This is a genomic window from Actinoplanes sp. NPDC023801 (assembly GCF_040639655.1).
GTDB lineage: Bacteria > Actinomycetota > Actinomycetes > Mycobacteriales > Micromonosporaceae > Actinoplanes.
Genome location: NZ_JBFAAI010000047.1, coordinates 1 through 25,560, shown reverse-complemented (window position 1 = coordinate 25,560; position 25,560 = coordinate 1). Strand labels below are relative to the sequence as shown.

The window sequence follows — 25,560 nt, the reverse complement described above, 5'->3', positions numbered from 1 at the left end:
GTGTGTGGTGCCTGACGGTGCGGTCATTCGGGCACCGGCTCCGGGGCCGGTTGCTCCCGGAGAAGGCCACGGAGCACGGGGCTGACGGTGGCGAACACCGTCGCCAGCGCCATGCCGGCGGCACAGACGAGCACGGCCGCCGTGCCGGGGACCAGCGCGGTGAGCACCCCGCCGAGCGCCGGCCCGAGCGCTCCGGCGAGCCCGGTGAGCAGCGCGAGCGCGCCGCTGAGCCGGCCCCGCAGCTCGTCGGGGGTGATCAGCACCTGCTGGGTCACGATGGTGGTGTTGGCGGTGGGCGCCAGCAGGGCCATCAGTGCGAACAGGCCGCCGATCACGTACCCGTCGCGGGTCAGTGCGGTCATCGGGACGAGGACGGTGAGCACCCAGAACACCGCGGCGACGGACACGTAGGGGCTGAGGAGCCGATGCAGGTACGGCGCGAGCAGCGCACCGGCCATCCCCCCGGCACCCAGCATGGCGGCCATCAGTCCGATCTCGTCGGGCGCGGCGCCACGGTGCTGCGCCAGGATGATCACCACCAGGTAGAAGGCGCTGAAGAAGAGGTTCAGCACCACGGCGTACAGGGTGGTGGACCGGATGACGCGGTGCTGCCACACCCACCGCAGCCCGGCCACCATCTCCGGTCCCAGCCGGGTCACCGGCTCCGGGGCCCGGGTGCGCGGCGGGACCCGGAGGAAGCTGAGCGTGATGAACGCGATCACATGGGTGAGCACGTCGACGGCGAACGGCAGGGCCCGGGCGACGGCGAAGAGGAAGCCGCCGGCCGCCGTGCCGGCCAGCTGTCCCAGTGAGGTGCGGGCCGCGTTGGCGGCGACCGCGGTGCCCAGCTGTTCCGTCGGCACCAGGGCCGCCAGGGTGGCGTCCTCCGCCGGCTCGAACAGCGCCGTGCACGCGCCGAGCACCGCGGCGACGGCCACCATGTGCGGCACGGTGGCCACTCCCGCCATCACCGCGGCGACCAGGCTCACCAGCGCGACGACCTGTGCCGCTTCGCAGGCCAGCATCATGCCTTTGCGGTTCCAGCGGTCGGCGGCCGCACCGGCTGGTAGCCCCACGACCAGCTGGGCCACCGCGATGGTGCTCAGCACCAGTCCGGACGCCGCCGTGGATCCGCTCATCGCGAGGATCAGCAGAGGAAACGCGATCGTGGTGGCGTTGTGCCCGAACTCGGCGCAGGCCTGACTGAGCCACAGCAGCCGGTAGTCCCGATTGCGGGACAGCCGTGCTGTCACCCCAGCCCCCGGCGGCAGTCGTCGGCGATTCCGCGCAACGCGCCGGCGAACGCCTCGGCCACCGCCGTCACCGCCTCGGTGTCGTACGCCTGGGCCGGGTAGTACCAGGTGAATCCCAGCTCGCCGCCGTACACGGCACCCACCACCTCCAGGCCGTGCGAGCGCCGGTTGCGCGGATCGTGGTCCTGCCCGGGCGCCGGATGGGAGTCGTGGTAAAGCGTGGCCCCGGCCTCCTGCGCCCTGGCATCCCACTGACCCAGGTAGTTGAAGACGGTCACCGGCTCCCGGTCAGCGGCGGCGAGCCGGTCACGCACCTCCTGCCCGCCGAGATGACGCAGCGCCCCGTATCCGAAACCGTTGCCGGGGATGGCCCGCAGCTGCCGGCGAACGGATTTGACCAGAGCCCGCCATTGCGGTTCGCCGCCCGCTGGTACCTCCAGGGTGACCGGGTACATCGTGGTGAACCAGCCGACGGTCCGGGACAGGTCGACGTCGCCGAGGATGTCCTCCCGGCCGTGCCCTTCCAGCTGAATCCGGACCCGGTCCGTTCCCGTCCACCCGGACAGCGCGGCGGCCAGCGCGGCCAGCAGCACGTCGTTGACGCGAGTGCGGTACACGCCCGGGGCCGTGCGGAGCAGTGCGTCGGTGTCGTCGGTGCTCAGCTGCATCGACACGCTCTGTACCGGCTGCGGTGGCGTCTGGACGGACTCCGCGGCCGGACGTGCGTCCGGGTCGGCACCGGCGGTCCAGTAGTCGACCTCGCCGTCGAAGGCGCCACCGGCCACGTGGTCACGCAGGCGGGCCGCCCATTCCTGGACGGAGGTGGTGCGGGCGCCCAGGTCGACCGGCTCGCCGCGGACCAGTTGCTGGTAGGCGGTGTCCAGGTCGTCGAGCAGGATCCGCCACGACACGCCGTCCACCACCAGGTGGTGCGCCAGCAGGAATAGGTACGGCCGGTGGCCGGCGCCACGGCCGAACAGCGTGGCCCGGAACAGCCCGCCCCGGTGCAGGTCGAACGAGGCGTGCAGATCGTCGGCGACCTTCTCCATCTCGGCGTGCCGTTGATCGTCGTCGTCGGCGGCCAGTTCGTACCGGCGCAGCACCGGCCCCGGCTGCGGGGGTGCCAGCTCCTGCCGCCAGCCGCCGTCGTCGTGCCGGAACACCGATCGGAGGGCGTCGTGCTGGACCACCAGCGCATCCAGAGCGGCACCGAGTGCGGTCTCGTCCACCCCGTCGGTCAGTTCCAGCAGTACCGCCTGGTTGAAGTGGTTCGGGTTGACCGTGTGGGTGTCGAAGAACCACCGCTGGATCGGGGTGAGCGTGACCTCCCCGACGACCGGGGCCCGGCCCCCGTCGCCGTCGCCCACCACCGCGACGGCCTCGGCGAGAGCCGCGATGTTCTGCCGGGTGAACAGGTCCCTGGCGGTCAGGTGCAGCCCGGCCTGCCGAGCCCGGGAGACCACCTGGATGCTGAGGATCGAGTCACCGCCGGAGTCGAAGAAGTTGTCGTGCACGCCGACCCGGTCGAGTCCCAGCACGTCGCTCCAGATACCGGCGAGCCTGCGCTCGATGTCGGTGCGGGGCGCGACGTACCCCGCGGCGGTCCCGGCCGTCTCCCGTCCGGGAGCCGGCAGGGCGCGGCGGTCCACTTTGCCGTTGGCCGTGACGGGCAGCCGTTCGAGCGTCACGAACGCGGCGGGGATCAGGTGATCGGGCAGGGTACGGGCCAGGAACGACCGCAACTGCGCGGTGTCCGGCGCCGGGGTGCCCGCGGCGGGAACCACGTACCCGACCAGGCGTTTGACGCCCGGCCGGTCCTCGCGCGCCGCTACCACCGCCTGGACGAGATCAGGATGGGCGGCCAGTGCGGCCTGTACCTCGCCGAGTTCGATCCGGAACCCGCGGATCTTGACCTGGTCGTCGGCGCGGCCGAGGAACTCCAGCTGCCCGGCGGCGGTCCAGCGCACCATGTCGCCGGTGCGGTACATCCGGGCGCCGGGTCCGTCGAAGGGGTTCGCGACGAACCGCTGGGCGGTCAGGCCCGGTCGGCGCAGGTATCCGCGAGCCAGCCCGGACCCCGCGACGTACAGTTCACCGGCGACTCCGGTAGGCACCGGCCGCAGGTGCCGGTCCAGCACGTACACCCGGGTGTTGGCGATGGGACCGCCGATCGGCGGCACCACGCCGTCCACGGGGAGCGGGCCGGTCCAGGTGGCCACCACGGTCGTCTCCGTGGGCCCGTACGCATTGATCATGCGACGTCCGGGCGCCCAGCGGGCCACCAGATCACCCGTGCAGGCGTCCCCGCCGACGATCAGCGTGGCCAGGTCCGGCAGATCGGCATCCGGCAGGGCGGCCAGCGCGGCCGGCGGGATCAGCGCGTGGGTGACCCGCCGGTCGGCCAGCACCTGCTGGAGCTGGTCGCCGACGAGCGGTCCGGGTGGCGGCACCACCAGGGCGGCGCCGGCGGGCAGGGCCATGCAGAGTTCGAGCACCGAGGCGTCGAAGCTGGGCGAGGCGAACTGAAGGACCCGGTCGCCCTCCCGGACGGCGAACTGTTCGATCTCGGCGGCGGAGAACCCGGCGATACCGGCGTGGGTGACGGTCACGCCCTTGGGCCGGCCGGTGGACCCGGAGGTGTAGATGACGTAGGCGGGATGGTCCGGTCGCAGCGGGCTGTGCCGGTCGACGGCGGTGACCCGGTGCGCCGGTTGCGCGGCGAGGGCGGCCACGACCGACGGATCGTCGACGACCACCAGGTTTGCCGACGCCGGTACCCGGTCGGCCAGGGCACGGCTGGTCAGCACGAGCATGGGCCGGGCGTCGCTGAGCATGAACTCGATCCGCTCCGCCGGATAGTCCGGGTCGACGGGCAGGTACGCCGCGCCCGCCCGCCCGGTGGCCAGTTGCGCCACGACGATCTCCACCGAGCGGGGCAGGACCAGCGCGACGATCGACTCGGGCCCGGCTCCCCGCTCGATCAGCAGGTGCGCCAGGCGGTTCACCCGTTCGTCGAGACCGGCGTAGTCGACCGTGCCGTCGTCGTGCAGGAGCGCCGGAGCGCTCGGGGTACGGGCGGCCCGGGCAGCGAACAACTCGTCGAGAGTGGCCGGCGGTACCGGGGTGCCGGTGTCGTTGAGCTCGACCAGCAGACGGTGCCGTTCCGGCGCGGGCAGCATCGGCAGGTGCGCCACCGGCCGGTCCGGGTCGGCCGCGATGCCGGTCAGCAGCTCGGTCAGGTGAGCGGCCATCCGCTCGACGGTGCCGGCGTCGAACAGGTCGGTGTTGTAGGTCAGTGCCACCTCCAGACCGGCGTCGGTCTCCTGGAACTCCATCGTCAGGTCGTAGGCGGCGGCGGTCATCGGCAGCTCGACCGGCTCGGTGCGCAGGCCGGGCAGTTCCGGTGTGCTCCCGGGAAGGTTCTGCAGCACCACCATCACCTGGAACAGCGGGGTACGGCTGGGGTCGCGGACCGGTTGCAGCTCCTCGACGAGCCGCTCGAACGGCACGTCCTGGTGGGCGAACGCGTCCCGCACGGCGCTGCCCACCCCACCCAGCAGATCGGTGAAGTGCTGTTCACCGGTCACCGTGCCGCGCAGCACCACGGTGTTGACGAAGAACCCGACGAGGTGTTCGAGCTCCGCACGGTCGCGGCCGGCGGTGACGGTGCCCACCGCCACGTCGGGCTGCCCGGACCAGCGGCTGAGCAGCACCTGGCAGGCGGCCACCAGGGTGGTGAACAGGGTGCCGCCTTGCTGCTGGCCGAGCGTACGCAACCGCGCGGCGACCTCCGGTCCGACCTGTGCCTCGTGGATCGCGCCTCGCTGGGTGTGCACCGGCGGGCGGGGCCGGTCGGTGGGCAGCTCCAGGGCGGTCACGCCGGCCAGCGTGTTGCGCCAGAAGGAGAGCTGCTCCTCCAGCAGGGCGCCGGTGAGCCGGTCCCGCTGCCAGGCGGCGAAGTCGGCGTACTGCACCGGCAGGGCCGGCAGTCGCGGCGGGCGGCCCTCGAGCCCGGCGGTGTAACACTCCGCGAGCTCGTCCAGCAGGACGCCGGTCGACCACCCGTCGGTGACGATGTGGTGCAGCACCAGCAGCAGCACATGGTCGTCGCCGGCGAGCCGGACGAGTACCGGCCGCAGCACCGTGCCGGCCAGGTCGAACGGGAGCCGCCCGGCCTCGTCGAGCACGTCGCGCAGCCGTTCGTCGCGCTGCCGGGCCGGCACCCCGGTGAGATCGACCCGCTCGCAGACGACCGGGTACGGGTCCCGGATCACCTGTCGGCCGTGCCCGCCGGCGGTGGTGTGGAACGTGGTCCGCAGCGACTCGTGCCGGGCCACCAGCGCGGACAGGGCCGTACCGAGCCGCTCGGTGTCCAGCGTGCCGCGCAGGCGTAGCGCCGTCACCGTGTGGTACTCGCCGCCGCCCGGGTCGAGCTCGTGCAGGAACCAGAGGCGCTGCTGGGCGAAGGACAGGGGCAGCTCGCCGTCGCGGGGCACCGTGGGGATGCCGGCGTCGGCGGGGGCCAGACCCGGGGAGCCCAGCGCGGCGGCGAGCCGGGCCACGGTGGGATGTTCGAACAGCACCCGCGGCGACAGTTGCACACCGAACGCCGAGCGCAGCCGGGACGTGACGCCGATGCTGAGGATGGAGTCACCGCCGAGCGCGAAGAAGTCGTCGTCGGCGCCGACGGCGCTCAGGCCGAGTGCCTCGGCGAAGGCGGCGGCGACCCGGCATTCGGCCTCGCCGCGCGGGGCCACGAAGGCCGTTCCCCGGGTGACAGGTGTCCCCGGCGCGGGCAGCGCCCGCCGGTCCAGTTTGCCGCTGACGGTCAGCGGCAGCCGGTCCAGGCTGACGAACACGGCGGGGACCATGTGCTCGGGCAGCGTCCGGCGCAGGTGGTCCCGCAGCTCCTGATCCTCCGGCACGACGGCGCCGGCGGCCACGACGTACCCGACGAGCCGCGCGCTGCCGGGCTGGTCGGTACGTGCCAGCACGGCGGCGTCCCGCAGCGCCGGATGGGTGGCGAGCGCCGCCTCGATCTCACCCAGTTCGACCCGCAAGCCCCGGATCTTCACCTGATGATCGGTACGCCCGAGGTACTCCAGCAGGCCGTCGGCCGTCCAGCGGGCCACGTCACCGGTGCGGTACATGCGTGTCCCGGCCGGGCCGTACGGATCTGCCGGGAACCGTTCGGCGGTCAGGCCGGGCCGGCGCAGGTAGCCGCGCGCCAGCTGGACCCCGGCGAGGTACAGCTCCCCCGGTACGCCGGGCGGCACCGGATTGAGGAACCGGTCCAGTACGTAGGTGCGGGTGTTCCACACCGGGCGGCCGATCGGCACGGACGTGCCCGTCCAGCCGGGCGGGCATGGGAAGGCCGTCACGTCGACGGAGGCCTCGGTGGGGCCGTACAGGTTGTGCAGCGGCACGTCGAGAATCCGTTGCCAGGCTTCCACCAGGTCACCCGGCAGTGCCTCGCCGCTGCAGATCACCCGGCGCAGCCCGGTGCACCCGGCGGCGGCCGGCTCGGCGACGAACGCCCGGAGCATCGACGGCACGAAGTGGACGGTGGTGACCGCCCGGTCCCGGATGAGCTCCGCCAGGTAGGCGGGGTCCCGATGGCCGTCCGGGCGTGCCACCACCAGGGTGGCACCGGTGATCAGCGGCCAGAAGAACTCCCACACCGACACGTCGAAACCGGCCGGCGTCTTCTGCAGGACCACGTCGTCCGGGCCGAGACCGTATTCGTGCTGCATCCACAGCAGCCGGTTCACGATGCCCTCGTGAGGCACCACCACGCCCTTGGGCCGCCCGGTGGAACCGGACGTGTAGATCACGTAGGCGGGTGACGCGGGCCGTGGCACCGCCAGTGACACCTCTCCGGCCGGGGGCAGCCCGGTCCCGTCGCGTACGGTCTCGGGCCGGTCCAGCACCAGGACCGGGCGCACGTCGTCACGCATGAACGCCGCCCGCTGCGCCGGCAGGTCCGGCTCGATCGGCAGGTAGGCGGCACCGCAACGCACCACCGCCAGGAGGGCGACGACGAGTTCCAGCGATCGGGGCAGCGACACGGCGACGAACCGTTCCGGGCCGGCGCCGGCGGCGGCCAGCCGGGAGGCCAGCCGCTGCACCCAGGCGTCGAGCTCGCCGTACGTCAGTTCGCGGTCCTCGAAGACCAGCGCCGGGGCGTCCGGGGTCCGCGCGGCCTGGTCGGCGAGCAACCCGGTCAGGGTGCCACCGGTCCCGGTCCGCGCGGTGTCGTTGAACCGGGTGAGCACCGTCGCGATGTCCGGCCCGGCGAGCCAGGGCAGCCGGCCCACCGGCCGGTGCGGATCGGCGGCGATCTCCTCCAGTACGGTACGCAGCCGGCCCGCCATCGCGGTCACGGTGCCGCTGTCGAACAGCCGCCCGTCGTAGGCGAGTTCCAGACGCAACGCGTCGTCGAGGTAGGCGGTCACGCTGAGCGCGAAGGTGGTGGTGTCGACGCCGTCGACGTGGGTGACCCGCAGTCCGGCGGCGTCGTCGGGTGCGGCGTCGATGGGATAGTTCTCGAACGCCACCATGCTGGCGAACAGATCCACCCCGGGGGGCAGCTCACTGCAGGTGCGCAGTTCCGGCAGGGGCGCGTGGTCGTACCGGCGTGACTCGCTCTGCTGCAGTTGCAGGCGGCGCAGCCAGTCCGCGGTCTCCATCCGGTCGTCGACCTCGACGCGGGTGGGCACCGTGTTGATGAACATGCCGATCATGGATTCGACACCGGGCAGGTCGGCCTGCCGGCCCGAGACGGTGGTGCCGAAGACGACGTCGCGCTCACCGCTGTAGCGCGACAGCAGCAGCGCCCAAGCGCCCTGCACGACGGTGTTGACGGTCAAGCCGTTGCGGCGCGCGGTGTCGCGCAGCAGCTCCGACTCGGCGGGGTCCAGCCGGACCCGGACGTGCTCGGCGGACTCGGTGTGATGCGCGTCCGTGGGGGCCCGGTCGTACGGCAGCGGTGTCGGTGACCGTAGCCCGGCGAGAACACCGGACCAGTGCCGCCGTGCCTCCCGCGCGTCCTGGGCGTCGAGCCAGGCGAGGTACTCGCGGAACGGCCGCCGCGGGGTGAGCGCGGGCGCCCGGCCGGCCACGATGGCGGTGTACTCCTCCACGACCTCGCTGAAGACCGCGGTGGTGCTCCAGCCGTCCAGGATGATGTGGTGCGAGCTCCAGACCAGCAGCACCTCGTCGTCGGTGAGCCGGACGACGGTCAGGCGCATCAGCGGCGCACGGGTCAGATCGTGGCCGGCGTCGCGGTCAGCGACGCACAGCCGGTCGAGTTCGGCGGCCTGTTCGGCGGCGGGCAGGTGACGCCGGTCCACGTGGGTGACCGGTACGCGTACCCCCGTGTGCACCACCTGCACCGGCCGGGCCAGGCCTTCCCAGGCCACCGACGTGCGCAGCACCGGCGTGCGGTCGGCGACGCGCTGCCAGGCCTCGGCCAGCGCCGCGAGGTCGGTCACCCCGGCCAGCCGGATCCGGGTCTGATCCAGATAGGCGCCGGAGCCGTCGTCCACCAGGCTGTGGAACAGCATGCCGGCCTGCAGCGGGGTGAGCGGGTACACGTCCTCCACGTCGCGGCCGTCGCCGACCAGCCGGTCGACGCCGGCCTGGTCCAGGCCGGCGAGCGGGAAGTCCGACGGACTGCGCCCGCCGGCCTCCGGGCGTGCGCAGTGCTCCACGATCCCGGTCAGCGCGCGCAGCATCGCCTCGGCCAGGTCGCGCACGGTGGCCTCGTCGTACACCTCACTCGCGTACGTCCAGTCGAGGTGCAGCCGGCCGTCGGTGACCGCGCCGGTGACCTCGATCAGGTAGCCGCGTTCGCCGTCCGGGGCGGCGTCCTCCCCGATTCCCGGCCGCCACGCCCGGTACAGGGCACCGTCCTCGTCGCCGCCGAGCTCCCACTGGCCGTGGTAGTTGAAGCAGATCCGTGGCATGGCCTGCTCGCGCAGAATCCCGGCCGGGGAGCCGGGCGCACTCAGATACCGCAGCGCGCCATAGCTGAGACCGCGGTGCGGCACCGCCCGCAGTGTCTCCTTGACGCCGGTCAGCACCGCACCCCACGGGCCGGACGGCACGGTGAGCGGCACCGGGAACTCGGCGGTGAACCAGCCGACGGTCCGGGACAGGTCGACGCCGTCGAACAGTTCCTCACGCCCGTGCCCCTCGAGCGCGATCGCCACCCGGTCCCGGCCGGTCCAGTCCGCCAGCACCCGGCCCAGCGCGCTCAGCAGCACGTCGTTGACCTGCGTGCGGTAGACCGGCGGCACCTGGTGCAGCAGCGCGTCGGTCTCGGCTTGCGGCAGCCGTACCGTCACGGTGCGGGCGGACCCGGTGGTGTTGCCGCCGGCCCGGTCCATCGGCAGGTCGGCGGGCGCCGAGCCGGCCGCGATCCAGTACGGCAGCGCGTCGTCGAAGCCACCGGCGGTGACGTGCGCGGCGAGCCGGTGCGCCCACCGGGTGTACGCCGTGCCGGCCGGCGCGAGCGCGACCGGCCGTCCCGCGGACAGGTCCTGGTAGGCGTGTTGCAGGTCGTCGAGCAGGATCCGCCAGGACACCCCGTCGATCACCGCGTGGTGGACGGCGATGAACAGTTGCGGCAGCCGGCGCGATCCGTGGTCGAACAGCAGGGCCCGCAGTACCGGGCCGGTGAGTGGGTCGAGTCCGCGCTGCGCGTCGACGGCGTGCCGGTGTAGCACCGCCGGGAGGTCGTCGTCACCGGTGCCGGACAGGTCGTGCCGTTCCAGAGGTACCCGCGCCGGCGGTTCCGGCTCCTGCGCCCAGCCGCCGGGGGTCCGGCGCAGCCGCAGCCGCAGCGCGTCGTGGTGGCCGGCCGTCGCCTGCAGGGCGGCGGCGAGCAGGTCCGGGTCCACCTCGGCCGGCAGGTCGACCAGCATCGACATGGCGAAGTGGCCCAGGTGCTCCGGTTGGTGGCCGACGAACCAGTGCTGGATCGGGGTGAGCGGCGCCGGGCCGGCGACGGGTGCGGTGTCCGCTTCCGCAGGTACGTGCGGGGTCGCGACGAGGGCCAGTTCGGCGATGCTCTGGTGCAGGAAGATGTCCTTGGAGCTGATCCGCAGGCCGGCCTGGCGGGCACGGGAGACGGCCTGGATGCTGAGGATGGAGTCGCCGCCGAGGGCGAAGAAGTTGTCGGTGACGCCGACCCGGGGGGTGCCGAGCACGTCGGCCCAGATGCCGGCGAGCAGGCGTTCGGCGTCGGTGCGCGGGGCGGTGTGGCCGGTGGTGGGCTCGTCGCTCAGGCGCGGTTGCGGCAGTGCGCGCCTGTCCACCTTGCCGCTGGTGGTCAGGGGCAGCCGATCCAGCACCATGAAGATGGCGGGAACCATGTGGTCGGGCAGGGTGCGTTTCAGCCAGGACCGCAGTTGTTCGGGTCCCGGGGCATCGGTGCCGGTGGTGACCAGGTAGGCCACCAGTCGCTGGTGGCCGCGGCCGGTGGGCCGTGCGACCACGGCGGCGGCGCTGACCGCGGGGTGGGCGAGCAGGGCGGCCTCGATCTCTCCGGGCTCGATACGGATTCCGCGGATCTTGACCTGCTCGTCGGCCCGGCCGAGGTATTCCAGCAGACCGCTGCCCGTCCATCGCACCAGGTCGCCGGTGCGGTACATCCGGGATCCGGGCGGACCGAAGGGGTCGGCCACGAATCGCTGAGCGGTCAGTGCGGGCCGGTCGAGGTAGCCGCGTGCCACCTGGTCGCCGCCGATGTAGAGCTCTCCGGACGCCCCGGCCGGGACGGGGCGCAGCTCATGATCGAGGACGTACGCCTGCTGGTTGCGGCCCGGGCGTCCGATCACCGGGCGATCGGCCTCGTCGACACGGCAGGACACCGAGTCGACGGCACACTCCGTCGGCCCGTAATAGTTGTAACCGGTGACACCACTGGCAGCGATCTCGCGCCACAGTGCCGGCTCCGTCGCCTCACCGCCCAGCATCACCACTCGCGGGAAGGTGCGGCCGGGGGTGAGCAGGCCCGCGTTGACCAGCTCACGGGCGTACGACGGGGTCACGTCGAGCAGGTCGACCTCGTGCTGGCCGATGTAGTCGACCAGGGCTTCCGGGTCCAGGCGGGTGTCGTCGTCGATGACGTGCAGCCGATGGCCCGCCGCCATGAACAGCAGGCCCTCCCAGGAGGTGTCGAACGAGAACGCCGCCGTCAGCCCCACCGTCAGCGTGCGGCCCGCCACCCGCGCCTCGGGCTCGATCAGCCCGGCCAGGTGGTCGAAGAACAACGTCGACAACTGCCGATGCTCGACCACCACACCCTTCGGCCGGCCCGTCGAACCCGACGTGTAGATCAGATACGCGGCATTGCCGGGCCCGGCCGGAACGGGAGCGGTGTCCGGGCAGGCCCGCAGCGCCTCGGCGGTCGCCGGGTCGTCGAGGGCCAGCACGGGCAGGCCCTCGACGGCGGCGCCCACCGTGAGGACGGCTCGCGCGTCCTGGCAGAGCAGCTTCGCGCGTGCGGCCGGCAGGGTGTGCTCGACGGGCAGGTACACGCCGCCGGCCTTGAGGATCGCCAGGATCGCCACCACGGTGTCGGCGCCGCGCGGCAACGTCACCGCCACCACCTTCTCCGGACCCACCCCCGCCGCGACCAGCAGATGCGCCAGACGATTCGCCCGCGCCTCCACCTCCGCGAACGTCGACGACACCCCCCGGAACACCAGAGCAGTCGCATCCGGCGTACGCCGCACCTGCTCGGCGAACACCTCCGCGAGCGTCACCGACGGCATCACCGCACCCGTGTCGTTCCACTCCACCAGCACCCGCCGCCGCTCGTCCGCGCCGAGCAGGTCCAGGTGCCCGAGCGGACGCCGCGGGTCAGTGCCGATCTCGTCCAGCAGCGTCATCAGCGAGCCGGCCATCCGTTCGACGGTGGCCGCGTCGAACAGGTCGGTGTTGTACTCCACCGCCCCGGCCAGCGTGCCGTCGCGTTCCTCGAACTCGAACGACAGGTCGTGGGTGGCCGCGACGACCGGTGGCGGGAGTTCGGTGACGTCCAGGCCGGTGAGCCGGGGCTGCTCGGCGGGCAGGTTCTGCAGCACCACCATCACGTCGAACAGCGGGTTGCGGCTGGTGTCGCGGGTCGGCTGCACCTCGTCGACGAGCCGCTCGAACGGCACGTCCTGATGGGCGAAGGCGTCGAGCACGGTACGGCGTGCCCGGGTGAGGAAGTCGGTGAACACTTCACCGGACGGCACCGCCGAGCGCAGCACCACCGTGTTGACGAAGAAGCCGACGACCCGGTCGAGGCCGTCGTGTTCCCGCCCGGAGGTGACCGTGCCCAGCGCCACGTCGTCCTGTCGGCACCAGCGGCTCAGCAGCACCTGGCAGGCGGCGACCAGTGTCATGAACAGTGTGCAGTCGTGGTCTCGGCCCACGCGGTGCAGCCGGGCGGTCAGGTCAGCGGGCAGCCGGAACTCGAGAGAGGCGCCGGCCGAGGTACGTACCTGCGGGCGGGGCCGGTCGAGGGGCAGTTCCAGCGGGGTGATCCCGGCGAGCCGGTCCCGCCAGTAGCCCAGTTGCGCGTCGGCGGCCGGCCCGGTCAGCTGGTCGCGTTGCCACACCGCGAAGTCGGCGTACTGCACCGGCAGCGGCGGCAGCTCGGCGGGCCGGCCCGCCAGGGTCGCGTCGTACAGTTCGCCGAGCTCGTCGGCGAGGATTCCCCCGGACCACCCGTCGGTGACGATGTGGTGCAGGACCAGCAGCAACACGTGCTCGCCGGGTCCGGTGGTGATCAGGACGACGCGCAGCACCGGCCCGGTGGCGAGGTCGACGGGCCGGTTCGCCTCAGCGGCGAGCCGGGCGGGAAGCGTCTCCGGTCGTGCGGTCAGGTCGTACGTCTCCGGCACCACCGGGTACGGCTCGCCGACGATCTGCACACCGCGGCCGTCGACGGTGCCGAAGGTCGTCCGTAACGACTCGTGCCGGGCCACCAGCGCGGTCAGGGCCGTGGCGAGGGCGTCGGTGTCCAGCGGCCCGCGCAGCCGCAGCGCCAGCGGGCTCAGGTATTCGGTGCCGCCCGGCTCGAACTGGTCGAGGAACCAGAGCCGCTGCTGCGCGAACGACAGCGGCATCGGGCCGGTCCGGGGCACCGGTGTCACGGGGGCCACCGCCGGCCGGCCGGCCGCGCCGTCGAGCAGGGCGGCCAGGGCGGCCAGGTCCGGGGCGTCGAACACGGCGCGCGGCGAGACGCGTACGCCGGAATCCTCCCGTAGCCGGGAGGTGACCCGCATGCTGAGGATGGAGTCGCCGCCGAGGTCGAAGAAGTTGTCGGTGGCACCGACCTGTTCCACCCCGAGCACTTCGGCCCAGATCCGGGCGACCAGGCGTTCCGCGGCGGTGCGGGGTGGCACCGTCACGCCGCCGGGGACGCCACGGAAGTCGGGTTCCGGCAGCGACCGGCGGTCGAGTTTGCCGCTGCTGGTCGTGGGCAGCCGGTCGACGGCGACGAACGCCGCGGGCAGCAGGTGCTCCGGCAGCGACCGGCCGAGCCACGCCCGCAGATCGGCGTTCGCCGGCAGCCCGGCGCCGGTGGCGGGGACGAGGTAGCCGACCAGCCGGCGCACCGATCCCGGCGCCTCGTGCGCCACCACGGCGGCGGCGCTGACGGCCGGGTGGGCGAGCAGTACGGCCTCGATCTCACCCGGCTCGATCCGGATCCCCCGGATCTTGACCTGCTCGTCGGCCCGGCCCAGATACTCCAGCAGGCCCGTACCCGTCCACCGCACCAGATCACCGGTGCGATACATCCGCGATCCCGGCACACCGAACGGATCCGCCACGAACCGCTGCGCCGTCAACCCCGGCCGATCCAGATAGCCACGAGCCACCTGATCACCGGCGATGTACAACTCCCCGCACGCCCCGGCCGGGACCACATGCAACTCCCGGTCCAGCACATACACCCGCTGGTTACGACCCGGACGCCCGATCACCGGCCGATCCGCCTCATCGATCCGGCACGACACCGAATCGACCGCACACTCGGTCGGCCCGTAGAAGTTGTAGCCCGTCACACCACTCGCGGCGATCTCCCGCCACAACGCCGGCTCCGCCGCCTCACCACCGAGCATCACCACCCGCGGAAACTCCCGGCCCGCCGTCAGCAAACCGGCATTGACCAGCTCACGGCCGTACGACGGCGTCACATCCAGCACATCCACACCCTGCTCGGCGACGTACCGCACCAACGCCTCCGGGTCCAGGCGCGTGTCGTCATCGATCACATGCAACCGGTGACCCGCCGCCATGAACAGCAGGCCCTCCCACGACGTGTCGAACGAGAACGCCGCCGTCAACCCCACCGTCAGCACCCGGCCCGCCGCCCGCGCCTCCGGCTCGATCAACCCTTCCAGATGATCGAAGAACAACGTCGACAACTGACGATGCTCCACCACCACCCCCTTCGGCCGGCCCGTCGAACCCGACGTGTAGATCAGATACGCGGCATTGCCCGGCCGCACCGGCGCACGCCGTACCGTCTCAGCGAGCTCGGTCTCCGGGCACAGACGCAGCACCGCCTCGGTCTCCGGCTCACCGGGACAGAGCGCGGGCAGGTCGGCGACCTTCGAGGGCACGGTGCCGAGCACCAGCGTGACGCCGGCGTCGCGGCACAGCAGCGCGATCCGATCGGGCGGGAGCGCCCTGTCCACCGGCAGGTACACGCCGCCGGCCTTGAGGATCGCCAGGATCGCCACCACCGTGTCGGCGCCGCGCGGCAACGTCACCGCCACCACCTTCTCCGGCCCCACCCCCGCCGCGACCAGCAGATGCGCCAGACGATTCGCCCGCGCCTCCACCTCCGCAAACGTCGACGACACCCCCCGGAACACCAGAGCAGTCGCATCCGGCGTACGCCGCACCTGCTCGGCGAACACCTCCGCGAACGTCACCGACGGCATCACCGCACCCGTGTCGTTCCACTCCACCAGCACCCGGCGCCGCTCGTCCGCGGTCGTCCAGTCGAGGTCACCGACGGCGCGGCGCGGGTCCTCAGCCACCGCCAGCAGCAGCGTCCGCAGCCGGGTGACCAGGTCCCGGGCGGTGCTGTCGTCGAACAACTGGGGGTCGTACGCCAGCTCCAGCCCCAGCCCGCCGGCGAGGTGGGCGCTCAGGGCAAGGGGGAAGTTGGTGGTGTCGGTGCTGTGCACCTCGTGCAGCCGCAGTTCGCCGGAGGCCACCGCGTCCGCGTCGTAGGGGTAGTTCTCGAAGACCACCACACTGTCGAACAGGTTCACCCCGGCCGGCAGGCCGGTGCAGGCGCGCAGCTGGGACAACGCGACCCAGTCGTGGCGGCGGGCCTCGCTCTGTGCCGCCTGCAGGTCGCCGAGCCACGCCGCGGCCGGCTGCCGCCCGGCGACGGTGACCCGGGTGGGCACCGTGTTGATGAACATGCCGATCATCGACTCGACACCGGGCAGGTCCGCGGGACGGCCCGAGACGGTGGTGCCGAACACCACGTCGCGTTCACCGCTGTACCGCGACAGCAGCAGGGCCCACGCGCCCTGCACGACGGTATTGACGGTGAGCCCGTGCTGCTGGGCGGCGCGTTGCAGGGCGGTGGACTCCGCCTCGGCCAGCCGGACCCGCACGGTGCCGGCCGACTCGGCACGGTGCGCCTGCACCGGCCGGCGGTCGTACGGCAGAGGCGTCGGCGAACTCAGCCCCGCCAGGGCGCCACGCCAGTAGCGATGCGCCTCGTCCTCGTCCTGCCCGGCCAGCCAGGCGAGGTAGTCCCGGAACGGGCGGCGGGGCTCGGGCCGGTGCGGGCGGTCCCGGACGAGGGCCGCGTACTCCCGCGCAACCTCGGTGAAGACCTGGCCGACACTCCATCCGTCGAGCAGTACGTGGTGCGAGGTCCAGAGCAGGAACACCTCGTCGTCGGCGGTACGGGCGACGGCCAGGCGCATCAGCGGCGCCCGGGTGAGCTCCAGCCCGGCAGCCCGGTCGGCAGCCAGCAGGTCACGGCCGGCCCGGTCGCGCTCGCTCTCGGACAGTTTCCGCCAGTCGTGGTGGGCGACAGGCAGCTCGACGCGGCGGTGCACGACCTGCAGCGGCCGCTCGACGCCCTCCCAGACCACCGCGGTACGCAGGGCGGGAGTCCGGTCGACGACCCGTTGCCAGGCCGCGGCCAGCGCGTGCGGGTCGGTCACCCCGCCCAGCCGCATCCGGGTCTGGTCGGCGTACACACCGGAGCCGGCGTCGACGAGACTGTGGAACACCATGCCGGCCTGCAACGGGGTGAGCGGGTACACGTCCTCGACGTCCCGGCCGTCGCCGGCGATCCGGTCCACACCGGCCTGGTCGAGCCCGGCGAGTGGGAAGTCAGCCGGGGAACGGCCACCGGCCCGCGGTTCGCGGCAGTGCGCGACGATACCGCGCAGCGCGTCGAGCATCGCCCCGGCCAGGCGGCGCACGGTGTCCTCGTCGTGCGTCGCGCCGTCGTACTGCCAGTTCAGGCGCAGCTCGCCGGCCTCCACCAGACCGGTGATGTCGAGCCGGTACGCGAGCGGCACGTCCGGGTCGAGGTCGGGGCCGACACCGTCGTGGCGGCCGCGGATCAGCCCCGTGCCGGAGGCCGGGTCGTCCCAGCGGCCGTGATAGTTGAAACAGACCTGCGGCAGGCCGCGTCCGTGCAGGGCGGTCGCCGACGGGGCCAGGTGCTGCAGCGCCTCATAGCTGAGCCCGCGGTGCGGCACCGCCCGCAGCGCCTCCTTGACCGCGAGCAGGGTACGGCCCCAGTCCCCGCCCGAGGGAAGGTCGACGGTGACCGGGAACTGGGTGGTGAACCAGCCGACGGTCCGGGACAGGTCGACGCCGTCGAACAGTTCCTCACGCCCGTGCCCCTCGAGCGCGATCGCCACCCGGTCCCGGCCGGTCCAGTCCGCCAGCACCCGGCCCAGCGCGCTCAGCAGCACGTCATTGACCTGCGTGCGGTAGACCGGCGGCACCTGGTGCAGCAGCGCGTCGGTCTCGGCTTGCGACAGCCGTACCGTGAGCGTGCGGGGCATGGGCCGCGCGCCGGTGCCGTCGTGGTCCGCCGGGAGCGGCTCCGGCTCGGGACTCGCCGCCCAGTACGGCAGGGTGTCGTCGAAGCCGCCCGCGGCGGCGTGCGCGGCGAGCCGGTGCGCCCACTGGGTGAACGCGGTGCCGACGGCCGGCAGCGTGACCGGCTGCGCGGCCATGATCTGCCGGTAGCCGGTCTCCAGATCCTCCAGCAGGATGCGCCAGGACACCCCGTCGACGACCAGGTGGTGGGCGACAAGCAGCAGGCACGGCGGCCGGCCGGCGCCGTGGAACAGCACCGCGCCGAACATCCGGCCACCGTCGGGGTCGAGGTCGGCGCGCACCGCGGTGGCTGCCGCGAGCTGCTGCCCGGTGGGGTCGTCGCCGGTGAGCTCGACGGTGCGGAGCCGGACCGGGGCGGGGTCGGCGACACAGGTCTGGGTCCGGCGGCCGTCGCCGTCACCGACGGCCAGGCGGAGCGCCTCGTGGTGGCCGGCGACGGCCTGCAACGCCTGTTCGAGGGCGGTCCGGTCGGTGTCCGGTGCCAATTCGAGGGTGATCGACATGGTGAAGTGGCGCAGCGGCCCGTACGTGTCGAACAGCCAGTGCTGGATGGGGGTGAACGGTGCCGGCCCGGTGATGGCCGGGGTGTCGGCGGGTGCCGGCGCGGTGCCGGTCACCGAGGCGAGCTCCGCGATGCTCTGGTGCAGGAACACGTCGCGGGAGGTGAGGCGCAGACCGGCCTGCCGCGCCCGGGAGACCACCTGGATGCTGAGGATGGAGTCGCCGCCGAGGGCGAAGAAGTTGTCGGTGACACCGACCCGGGCGGCGCCGAGCACCTGTTCCCAGATCTCGGCGAGGCACCGTTCGACGTCGGTGCGCGGGGCGACGTAGGCCGACTGCTCGTCGGTGGGGGCGGGCGGCTCCGGCAGGGCACGCCGGTCCAGTTTTCCGCTGCCGGTGGTGGGCAGCCGATCCAGGGCGACGAACACCGACGGCACCATGTGGTCGGGCAGCGTGCGGCGCAGTGCGGCGCGCAGCGCGGTGGCGTCCGCGGTTCCGTCGGCGGATACCAGGTAGGCGACCAGCCGCCGGTGCCCAGCGGCGTCCTCGCGGGCCACCACGGCCGCCGCGGTGACACCGGGTTCGGCGACCAGCGCGGCCTCGACCTCACCCGGCTCGATCCGGAAGCCTCGGATCTTGACCTGGTCGTCGGTACGCCCCAGGTAGTCGAGCAGGCCGTCGGCGGTCCAGCGGGCCCGGTCACCGGTGCGGTACATCCGGGAGCCGGCCGGGCCGAACGGGTCGGCGACGAACCGCTCCGCGGTCAGTCCGGCCCGGCCCAGGTAGCCGCGGGCGACCTGCGCACCGGCCAGGTACAGCTCCCCGGCCACGCCGGGCGGCACCGGTGCCAGCCGGTCGTCGAGCACGTAGGCGCGCAGGTTGCCCAGCGGGCGCCCGATCACCGGCCGGGACGCGTCGGTGATCCGGCAGGACACCGCGTCCACCGTGCATTCGGTGGGTCCGTAGAAGTTGTACGCCGTGGTTGCCGGTGCCTCGGCCAGCCGCCGCCACAGCGCCTCGTCGAGCGCCTCGCCGCCGAGCACCAGCACCGCCGGGTGGTGCTCGCCGTCGTCGAACAGCCCGGCCGGCAGCAGCTGCCGCAGATACGACGGTGTCACGTCGAGGAAGTCGATCTGCCGCTGCCGGACGTAGCCGATCAGAGCCGCCGGATCGAGGCGGGTCTGGTCGTCGATGAGGTGCAGCTCGTGCCCGTCGGCGAGCAGCAGCGGCCCCTCCCAGGAGGTGTCGAAGGCGAACGACGCGGTCAGGGTGGCCCGCATCCGCCGGCCGACGGCCGCGCTGAGGTGGTCCCGGTGGTGGTGGAACAGGTTGGCGAGCTGCCGATGCTCGACCGTCACGCCCTTGGGCCGCCCGGTCGATCCGGATGTGTAGATCACGTACGCCGCGTTCCCGGGTGTCGCCGGTGCCGCCGGGCCGGTGCCGTCCGGCAGCGCCGCCGCTTCCCGGTCGACGGCCGGGTCGGTCAGGTCGATGCACACCACACCGTCCGGGACCGTCAGAGGGCCGGCGGTCAGCATCAGCACGGGCCGGGCGTCGTCGAGCACGAAGGCGAGCCGGTCGGCGGGCAGCTCCGGATCGAGCGGGAGATACACAGCGCCGGCCTTCATCACCGCGAGCAGCGCCACCAGGGCCTGCGATGTACGCGGCACCGCCACCGCCACCAGCCGTTCCGGTGCCGCACCGTGCCGCCGCAGCAGGCGGGACAGCCGGGCGGCGCGCGCATCGAGTTCCCGGTAGGTCATCGTGGCGTCCCGGCTGACGAGCGCGGTCGCGTCGGGGGTACGCCGTACCTGTGCCGCGAACAGCTCGCCGAAGGTGGCCGCCGGCCAGTCGGCGCCGGTGTCGTTCCATCGGTGCAGCACCTGGTCACGTTCGTCGTCGCTGATCAGTCCCAGCCGTCCGACGGGGCAGTTGGGGTCGGTGCCGAAGGCCTCGAGCAGGGTGAGCAGGTGACCGGTCAGCCGGACGATCGTCTCCGCGTCGAACAGGTCGGTGTTGTACTCGACGAATCCGGCCAGCGTCCCGTCGCGTTCCTCGAACTCCACCGACAGGTCGAAGGTCGCGGCGCGCCGGGCCAGGGACACCTCGTCGACGTCGAGCCCGGCCATCCGGGGCCGGGGCCGGTTCCCGCCCTGCAACAGCACCATCACGTCGAACAGCGGGTTACGGCTCACGTCCCGGGGCGCCCCGGCCACCTCGACCAGGCGTTCGAACGCGAGGTCGCCGTGCGCGACGGCGTCCAGGGTGGTGGCGCGCACGCGGCCGAGGAACTCGGCGACGGTGTCGGCCGGATCGACGTGCGAGCGCAGGACCACGGTGTTGACGAAGAACCCGACGAGGCGTTCCAGTTCGGGCCGGTCGCGCCCGGACACCACGGTGCCCAGGGCCACGTCGTCCTGGCCGGCATAGCGGGCGAACAGCAGGGTGCAGACCGCGGTGAGGGCGGTGAAGAGGGTGGTGTCGTGCGCGCGGGCCAGGGCGGTGAGCCGGCCGGTGACGGCGGCGGGCACGGTGAAGTCGTGCACGGCGCCGTTCGAGGTACGGACCGCGGGGCGGGGCCGGTCCGTGGGCAGGTCAAGCGGTTGCAGGCCGGCGAGCTGCCGGGTCCAGTAGTCGGCGTGCCGGCCGGCGGCCGCGCCGGACGCCCGGGCCCGCTGCCAGACCGCGAAGTCGGCGTACTGCACGGGCAGTTCGGGCAGGGTCGCCGGGCCTCCGGTGCGGATCTGCTCGTAGAGCGTGCCCAGGTCGTCGACGAGCACACCCATGGACCAGCCGTCGGTGACGATGTGGTGCGCGGACAGGAGCAGGACCTGGTCGTCCGGTGCGAGGCGGTGCAGGGTCGCCCGGAACAGCGGACCGGTACGCAGGTCGAAGGGTGCCGAGTACGCCGCGAAGAGGACGTCGTCGAGCGTGCCGGGGTCGCTGAGGTCGGTGACCGGTACGGTCACGGGCGCCGGCGGGTGCACGACCTGCACCGCCCGGCCGTCGATGTCGTCGAAGGTGGTGCGCAGCGACTCGTGCCGGGCGACCAGTGCCTCGATCGCGGCGGTGAGCGCGGCCGTGTCGAGGGGTCCGCGCAGTCGCAGCGCCAGGGCACTGTTGTACTCGGAGTCGCCCGGGGTGAACCTGTCCAGGAACCACAGCCGCTGCTGGGCGAAGGACAGCGGGAGTGGTTCGTCGCGCCGGGCGGCCGGGACAGTCCGGATGGACGAGTCCGGCGCGGACCCGGCGAGCCGCTGGCGCAGCACGCGCTGAAGGTGTTCCGGAAGGGCGGCGATACGGCTCTGCTGCTCGGACGGCATCCGGTACTCCTTCATCGGGGGTCGCTCTCGCTGCCGGCCAGGCTCTCGAGCTCGCGCAGGATGTGTTCCTGCACGATCTCGGCGAGCTCGGCGACGGTGCGGGCGGTGAGGACGTCGTGTGGGCTGACCGGGACGCCGAAGGCGGCGGCGGTCCGGGAGGCGACGAGCATGCCGGCGATGGAGTCGCCGCCGAGGTCGAGGAAGCTGTCGTGCACACCGATCCGATCGGTGCCGAGGACCGCCCCGAAGATGCCGGCGATGGCCGCCTCGGTGTCGTCGCGTGGGGGCACGTACTCGACGGCGGGCGGGGCGGCCCACACGGGGGCCGGCAGGGCGGCCCGGTCGAGCTTGCCGTTCGGGCTCAACGGCAGCCGGCCGAGCGGCACGAACGCCGCCGGGACCAGGGCCGCGGGAAGTTCGGCGGCGAGCCATGCGGCCCATGCCGCAGCGGCCGGCTCACCGTCGCCGGTGGGTACGACGTACGCCACCAGCCGGTCGTCGCGGGCCACGACCGCCGCCTCGGCGACGCCCGGGTGCCTGCGCAGGGCCACCTCGATCTCGCCCAGCTCGATCCGTACGCCACGGATCTTGACCTGGTCGTCGGTGCGGCCGAGGAAGGTGAGGACGCCGTCGCCGGTCCAGCTGGCCAGGTCGCCGGTGTGATACATCCGCGAGCCGGGCGGGCCGTACGGGTCGGCGACGAACCGCCCGGCGGTCAGCCCCGGACGGCGCAGGTACCCACGGGCCAGCTGCACCCCGGCGAGGTACAGATCGCCCGGGACGCCCGGCGGCACCGGTTGCAGGTCCCCGTCGAGCACGTAGGTGCGGGTGTTCCACACCGGCCGGCCGATCGGCACCGGCAGGTCGGTGTCCTCGGGCCGGCACCGGTGGTAGGTGACGTCCACGGAGGCTTCGGTGGGGCCGTACAGGTTGTGCAGCCCGGCCGGGAGCAGCGTCTGGAACGCGGCGGCCAGGTCACCGGGCAGCGCCTCACCGCTGCAGATCACCCGGCGCAGGCCGGTGCACCCGGCGGCGGCCGGCTCCGCGACGAACGCCCGCAACATCGACGGCACGAAGTGGACGGTGGTGACGCCCTCGTCGCGGATGAGCCCGGCCAGGTAGGCCGGGTCGCGGTGCCCTTCCGGCCGGGCGACGACGAGCCGGGCCCCGGTGATCAGCGGCCAGAAGAACTCCCACACCGACACGTCGAAGCCGGCCGGCGTCTTCTGCAGGACCACGTCGTCCGGGCCGAGACCGTATTCGTGCTGCATCCACAGCAGGCGATTCACGATGCCGCGGTGCGACACTGCAACGCCCTTGGGCCGGCCCGTGGAACCGGACGTGTAGATGACGTACGCCGGATGGTCGGGATGCGGCGCCGCGATGCGGTCGAGGGCGGGTGCCGGGTCGGCGCCGTGCGCGTCGAGGACCGCCTCCGGCCGGTCGAGCACCAGCATCGGGTGGGCGTCGTCGAGCATGAGGGTGGTCCGGGCGGCCGGCAGCCCCGGGTCGACGGGCAGATAGGCGGCACCGGTCTTGAGCACCGCGACCAGCGCGACCACCAGTTCCGCCGAGCGCGGCAACGACACCGCGACACACTGCTCCGGCCCGGCGCCGTCCGCGGCGAGCCGGTGGGCCAGCCGGTTCGACCAGCGGTCCAGTTCGGCGTACGACAGGGTGTCGGCGCCGAAGGTGACCGCCGGGGCTTGTGGGGTACGCCGCACCTGTTCGGCCAGCAGGTCGACCAGGGTCGCCGGCGTGACCGGGTGCGCGGTGTCGTTGAAGGTGCGCAACATCCGTTCGCGCTCCGCGCCGGTGATCATCGGGAGCCGCCCGACCGGCCGGTGCGGGTCGTCCGCGACGGCGGCCAGCAGGTGCCGCAGATGCGTGGCGATGCGGTGGGCGGTCGCCTCGTCGAAACAGTCGGGGTCGTAGCAGAGCACCAGGGACAGCTGCTCGCCCGGATAGGCCATCAGGCTGAGCGGTAAGCTGGTGGTCTCCACCGCGTCGAGGTCACGCAGGCGCAGCCCGTGCGCCACGGCGGCGGCGTCGTCGATCGGATAGTTCTCGAACACCACGATGCTGTCGAACAGCGCGGCGTCCGGTGGCAGGTCACTGAAACCACGCAGGCGGGTCAGCGGGGTGTGCTCGTACTGGCGGGCCTCGGTCTGTGCCGACTGCAGGTCTTGCAGCCACCGAACGGTGTCGGCGGTGCCGTCCACATCGGCGCGTACCGGCAGCGTGTTGATGAACATGCCGGTCATCGCGTCGGCGCCGGCCAGCGTGGGCGGGCGCCCGGAGACGGTGGCGCCGAAGCAGACGTCGCGCAGGCCGCTGTAGCGCGACAGCAGGATCGCCCAGGCGCCCTGCACGAGCGTGTTGACGGTGAGCCGGTTCGCGCGGGCCGTCTCGTGCAGCCGCAGCGACTGCCCGGCGTCGAGTTCGACGGCACAGCGACGCGCCGAACGGCCCCGGTGCGCGTGGGCGGGCGCCCGGTCGTACGGCAGCGGAGTCGGGGTGGTGAAGCCGGCCAGGGCCGTGCGCCAGTAGCGTTCCATCGGCGCGTCGTCCTGACCGGACAGCCAGGCCAGGTAGTCCCGGAACGGGCGCCGGGCCGGCAGGGTGGCCGGTTGCCCCGAGCGCAGAGCGGCGTGGGTGGCGAACACGTCGGCGAGTACCTGGAAGACGCTCCAGCCGTCGAGCAGCAGATGGTGGAAGGTCCACAGCGCCTGGACCTCGGTGGCGGAGAGGCGGGCCAGGGTCAGGCGCATCAGCGGTGGCCGGGTCAGGTCGAGGCCGGCGGCTCGATCGTCGTCGAGCAGGCGTTGCAGCCGATCGCGGCGCCCGGCCTCGGTCAGGCCCGTCCAGTCGAGCTGGGTGACCGGGAGCTGGACCCGGTGGTGCACCACCTGGACGGGTTCGGTCAGGTCGGCCCAGGCGACCGCGCTGCGCAGGATCGGGGTGCGGTCCACGACGTGCTGCCACGCGCGGGCCAGCAGCCGCGGATCGGCGACCCCGTCCAGCACGAACGTGGTCTGTTGCAGGTAGACGCCGTCGCCGGCCGGGTCGAGGCCGTGGAACAGCATGCCGCCCTGCATGGCGGTCAGCGGGTAGATGTCGGCGACCTGCGCGCCGGTGCCGGCGAGCCGGTCGACGTCGGCCTGGCCGAGGCGCGCCAGCGGGAAGTCCGACGGGGTGCGGCCACCCGAGGCGGGGCCGGTGCAGTGCTCGACGATCGCGCGCAGGGCCGCACACATCCGGTCGGCAAGGTCCGCGACGGTGTCGTGCCGGTGCCGGTTGCGGCCGTACGACCAGGTCAGCTCGAGCCGGCCGGCGGTGACCCGGCCCAGCACCTGCAGCAGGTGGGTGCGTGGCGCGGCCGGGTCGTCATCCAGGGCGAGCTCGTGCGCGACGCCGCGGCAGAGGCCGTCACCGCCGGCCGGCATCTGCGTGCGGCCCAGATAGTTGAAACTGATCCGTGGTCCGCCGGGCCCGCCACGGTGGCCGGCCAGGTGACGCAGGGCGCCGTGGCCGATCCCGCGCCGGGGCACGGCCCGCAGCTGCTCCTTGACCGCTTTGAGCACCGTGTCCCAGGCCGGATCGGTGGGCAGTTCCAGAGCGACCGGGTGGATCGTGGTGAACCAGCCGACCGTCCGGGAGAGGTCGACGCCGTCGAAAATCTCCTCACGGCCGTGGCCCTCCAGGTCCACGGCGGTGCACCGGCGGCCGGTCCAGGCGTACAGGGTCGCGGCCAGTGCGCTGAGCAGCACGTCGTTGACCTGGGTGCGGTAGGCGCGAGGAACCTCGTTGAGCAGCGCGTTGGTCTCGTCGGTGGTGAGCCGGACGGTAACGGTGGCGGTGTCGGCGACCGTGTCCGGACCGTCCGCGTCGGTGGGCAGGTCGGTCGCGGCCGCATCGGCGATCTGCCAGTGCCGGCGTTCGCTGTCGAAGCCCCCGCCCTCGGTGTACGCGGCCAGACGTCGCGACCAGTCCAGGAACGGCGTGGTCGGCTCGGGCAGTCGCACCGGTTCGGCCGCCGCCGCCTGCCGGTACGCCTGCTGGAGGTCGGCGACGATCACCCGCCAGGAGACGGCGTCCACGACCAGGTGATGAACGGCCAGCAGCAGCACCGGTCCGGGGGTCGCGCCGTTGAACAGAGTGGCACGCAACAGTGGTCCGCCGGCCAGGTCCAGAGGTCCGTGGGCCTCGCGGGCGGCGTCGATCAGGGCGGCCATGCCCGGCTCGGCGGGTGCGGCGCGCCGCAGCATCGGCAGGACGCCGGACCGGAGGCCCGGGACACGCAAGAGGCGGGCCCGACCCCGGGACCCCGGGGGGCAAACCCCGGGGGGGCGCCACCCACCCGC

3 protein-coding genes are annotated in these 25,560 nt (G+C 73.1%); all 3 read right to left on the bottom strand.

Annotation, left to right across the window (positions count from 1 at the left end; genetic code table 11):
* Positions 1-23 precede the first annotated feature (23 nt).
* From AB0G04_RS42340 to AB0G04_RS42330, 3 genes are read right to left on the bottom strand one after another with little or no spacing between them, the layout of a single operon-like run.
* Positions 24-1,253, bottom strand: coding sequence for an MFS transporter (locus tag AB0G04_RS42340; protein WP_360995805.1), 1,230 nt, complete (start codon positions 1,251-1,253; stop codon positions 24-26).
* Entirely contained in the window at positions 1,250-21,196 is a 19,947-nt protein-coding gene (locus AB0G04_RS42335) for a non-ribosomal peptide synthase/polyketide synthase (protein WP_360995802.1), read from the bottom strand. Before AB0G04_RS42335 ends, AB0G04_RS42340 begins: the two co-directional genes overlap by 4 nt.
* Before the next feature lie 11 nt (positions 21,197-21,207).
* Complete coding sequence (locus AB0G04_RS42330) at positions 21,208-25,500, bottom strand: amino acid adenylation domain-containing protein (RefSeq protein WP_360995798.1); 4,293 nt, start codon at positions 25,498-25,500, stop codon at positions 21,208-21,210.
* Positions 25,501-25,560: the final 60 nt, after the last annotated feature.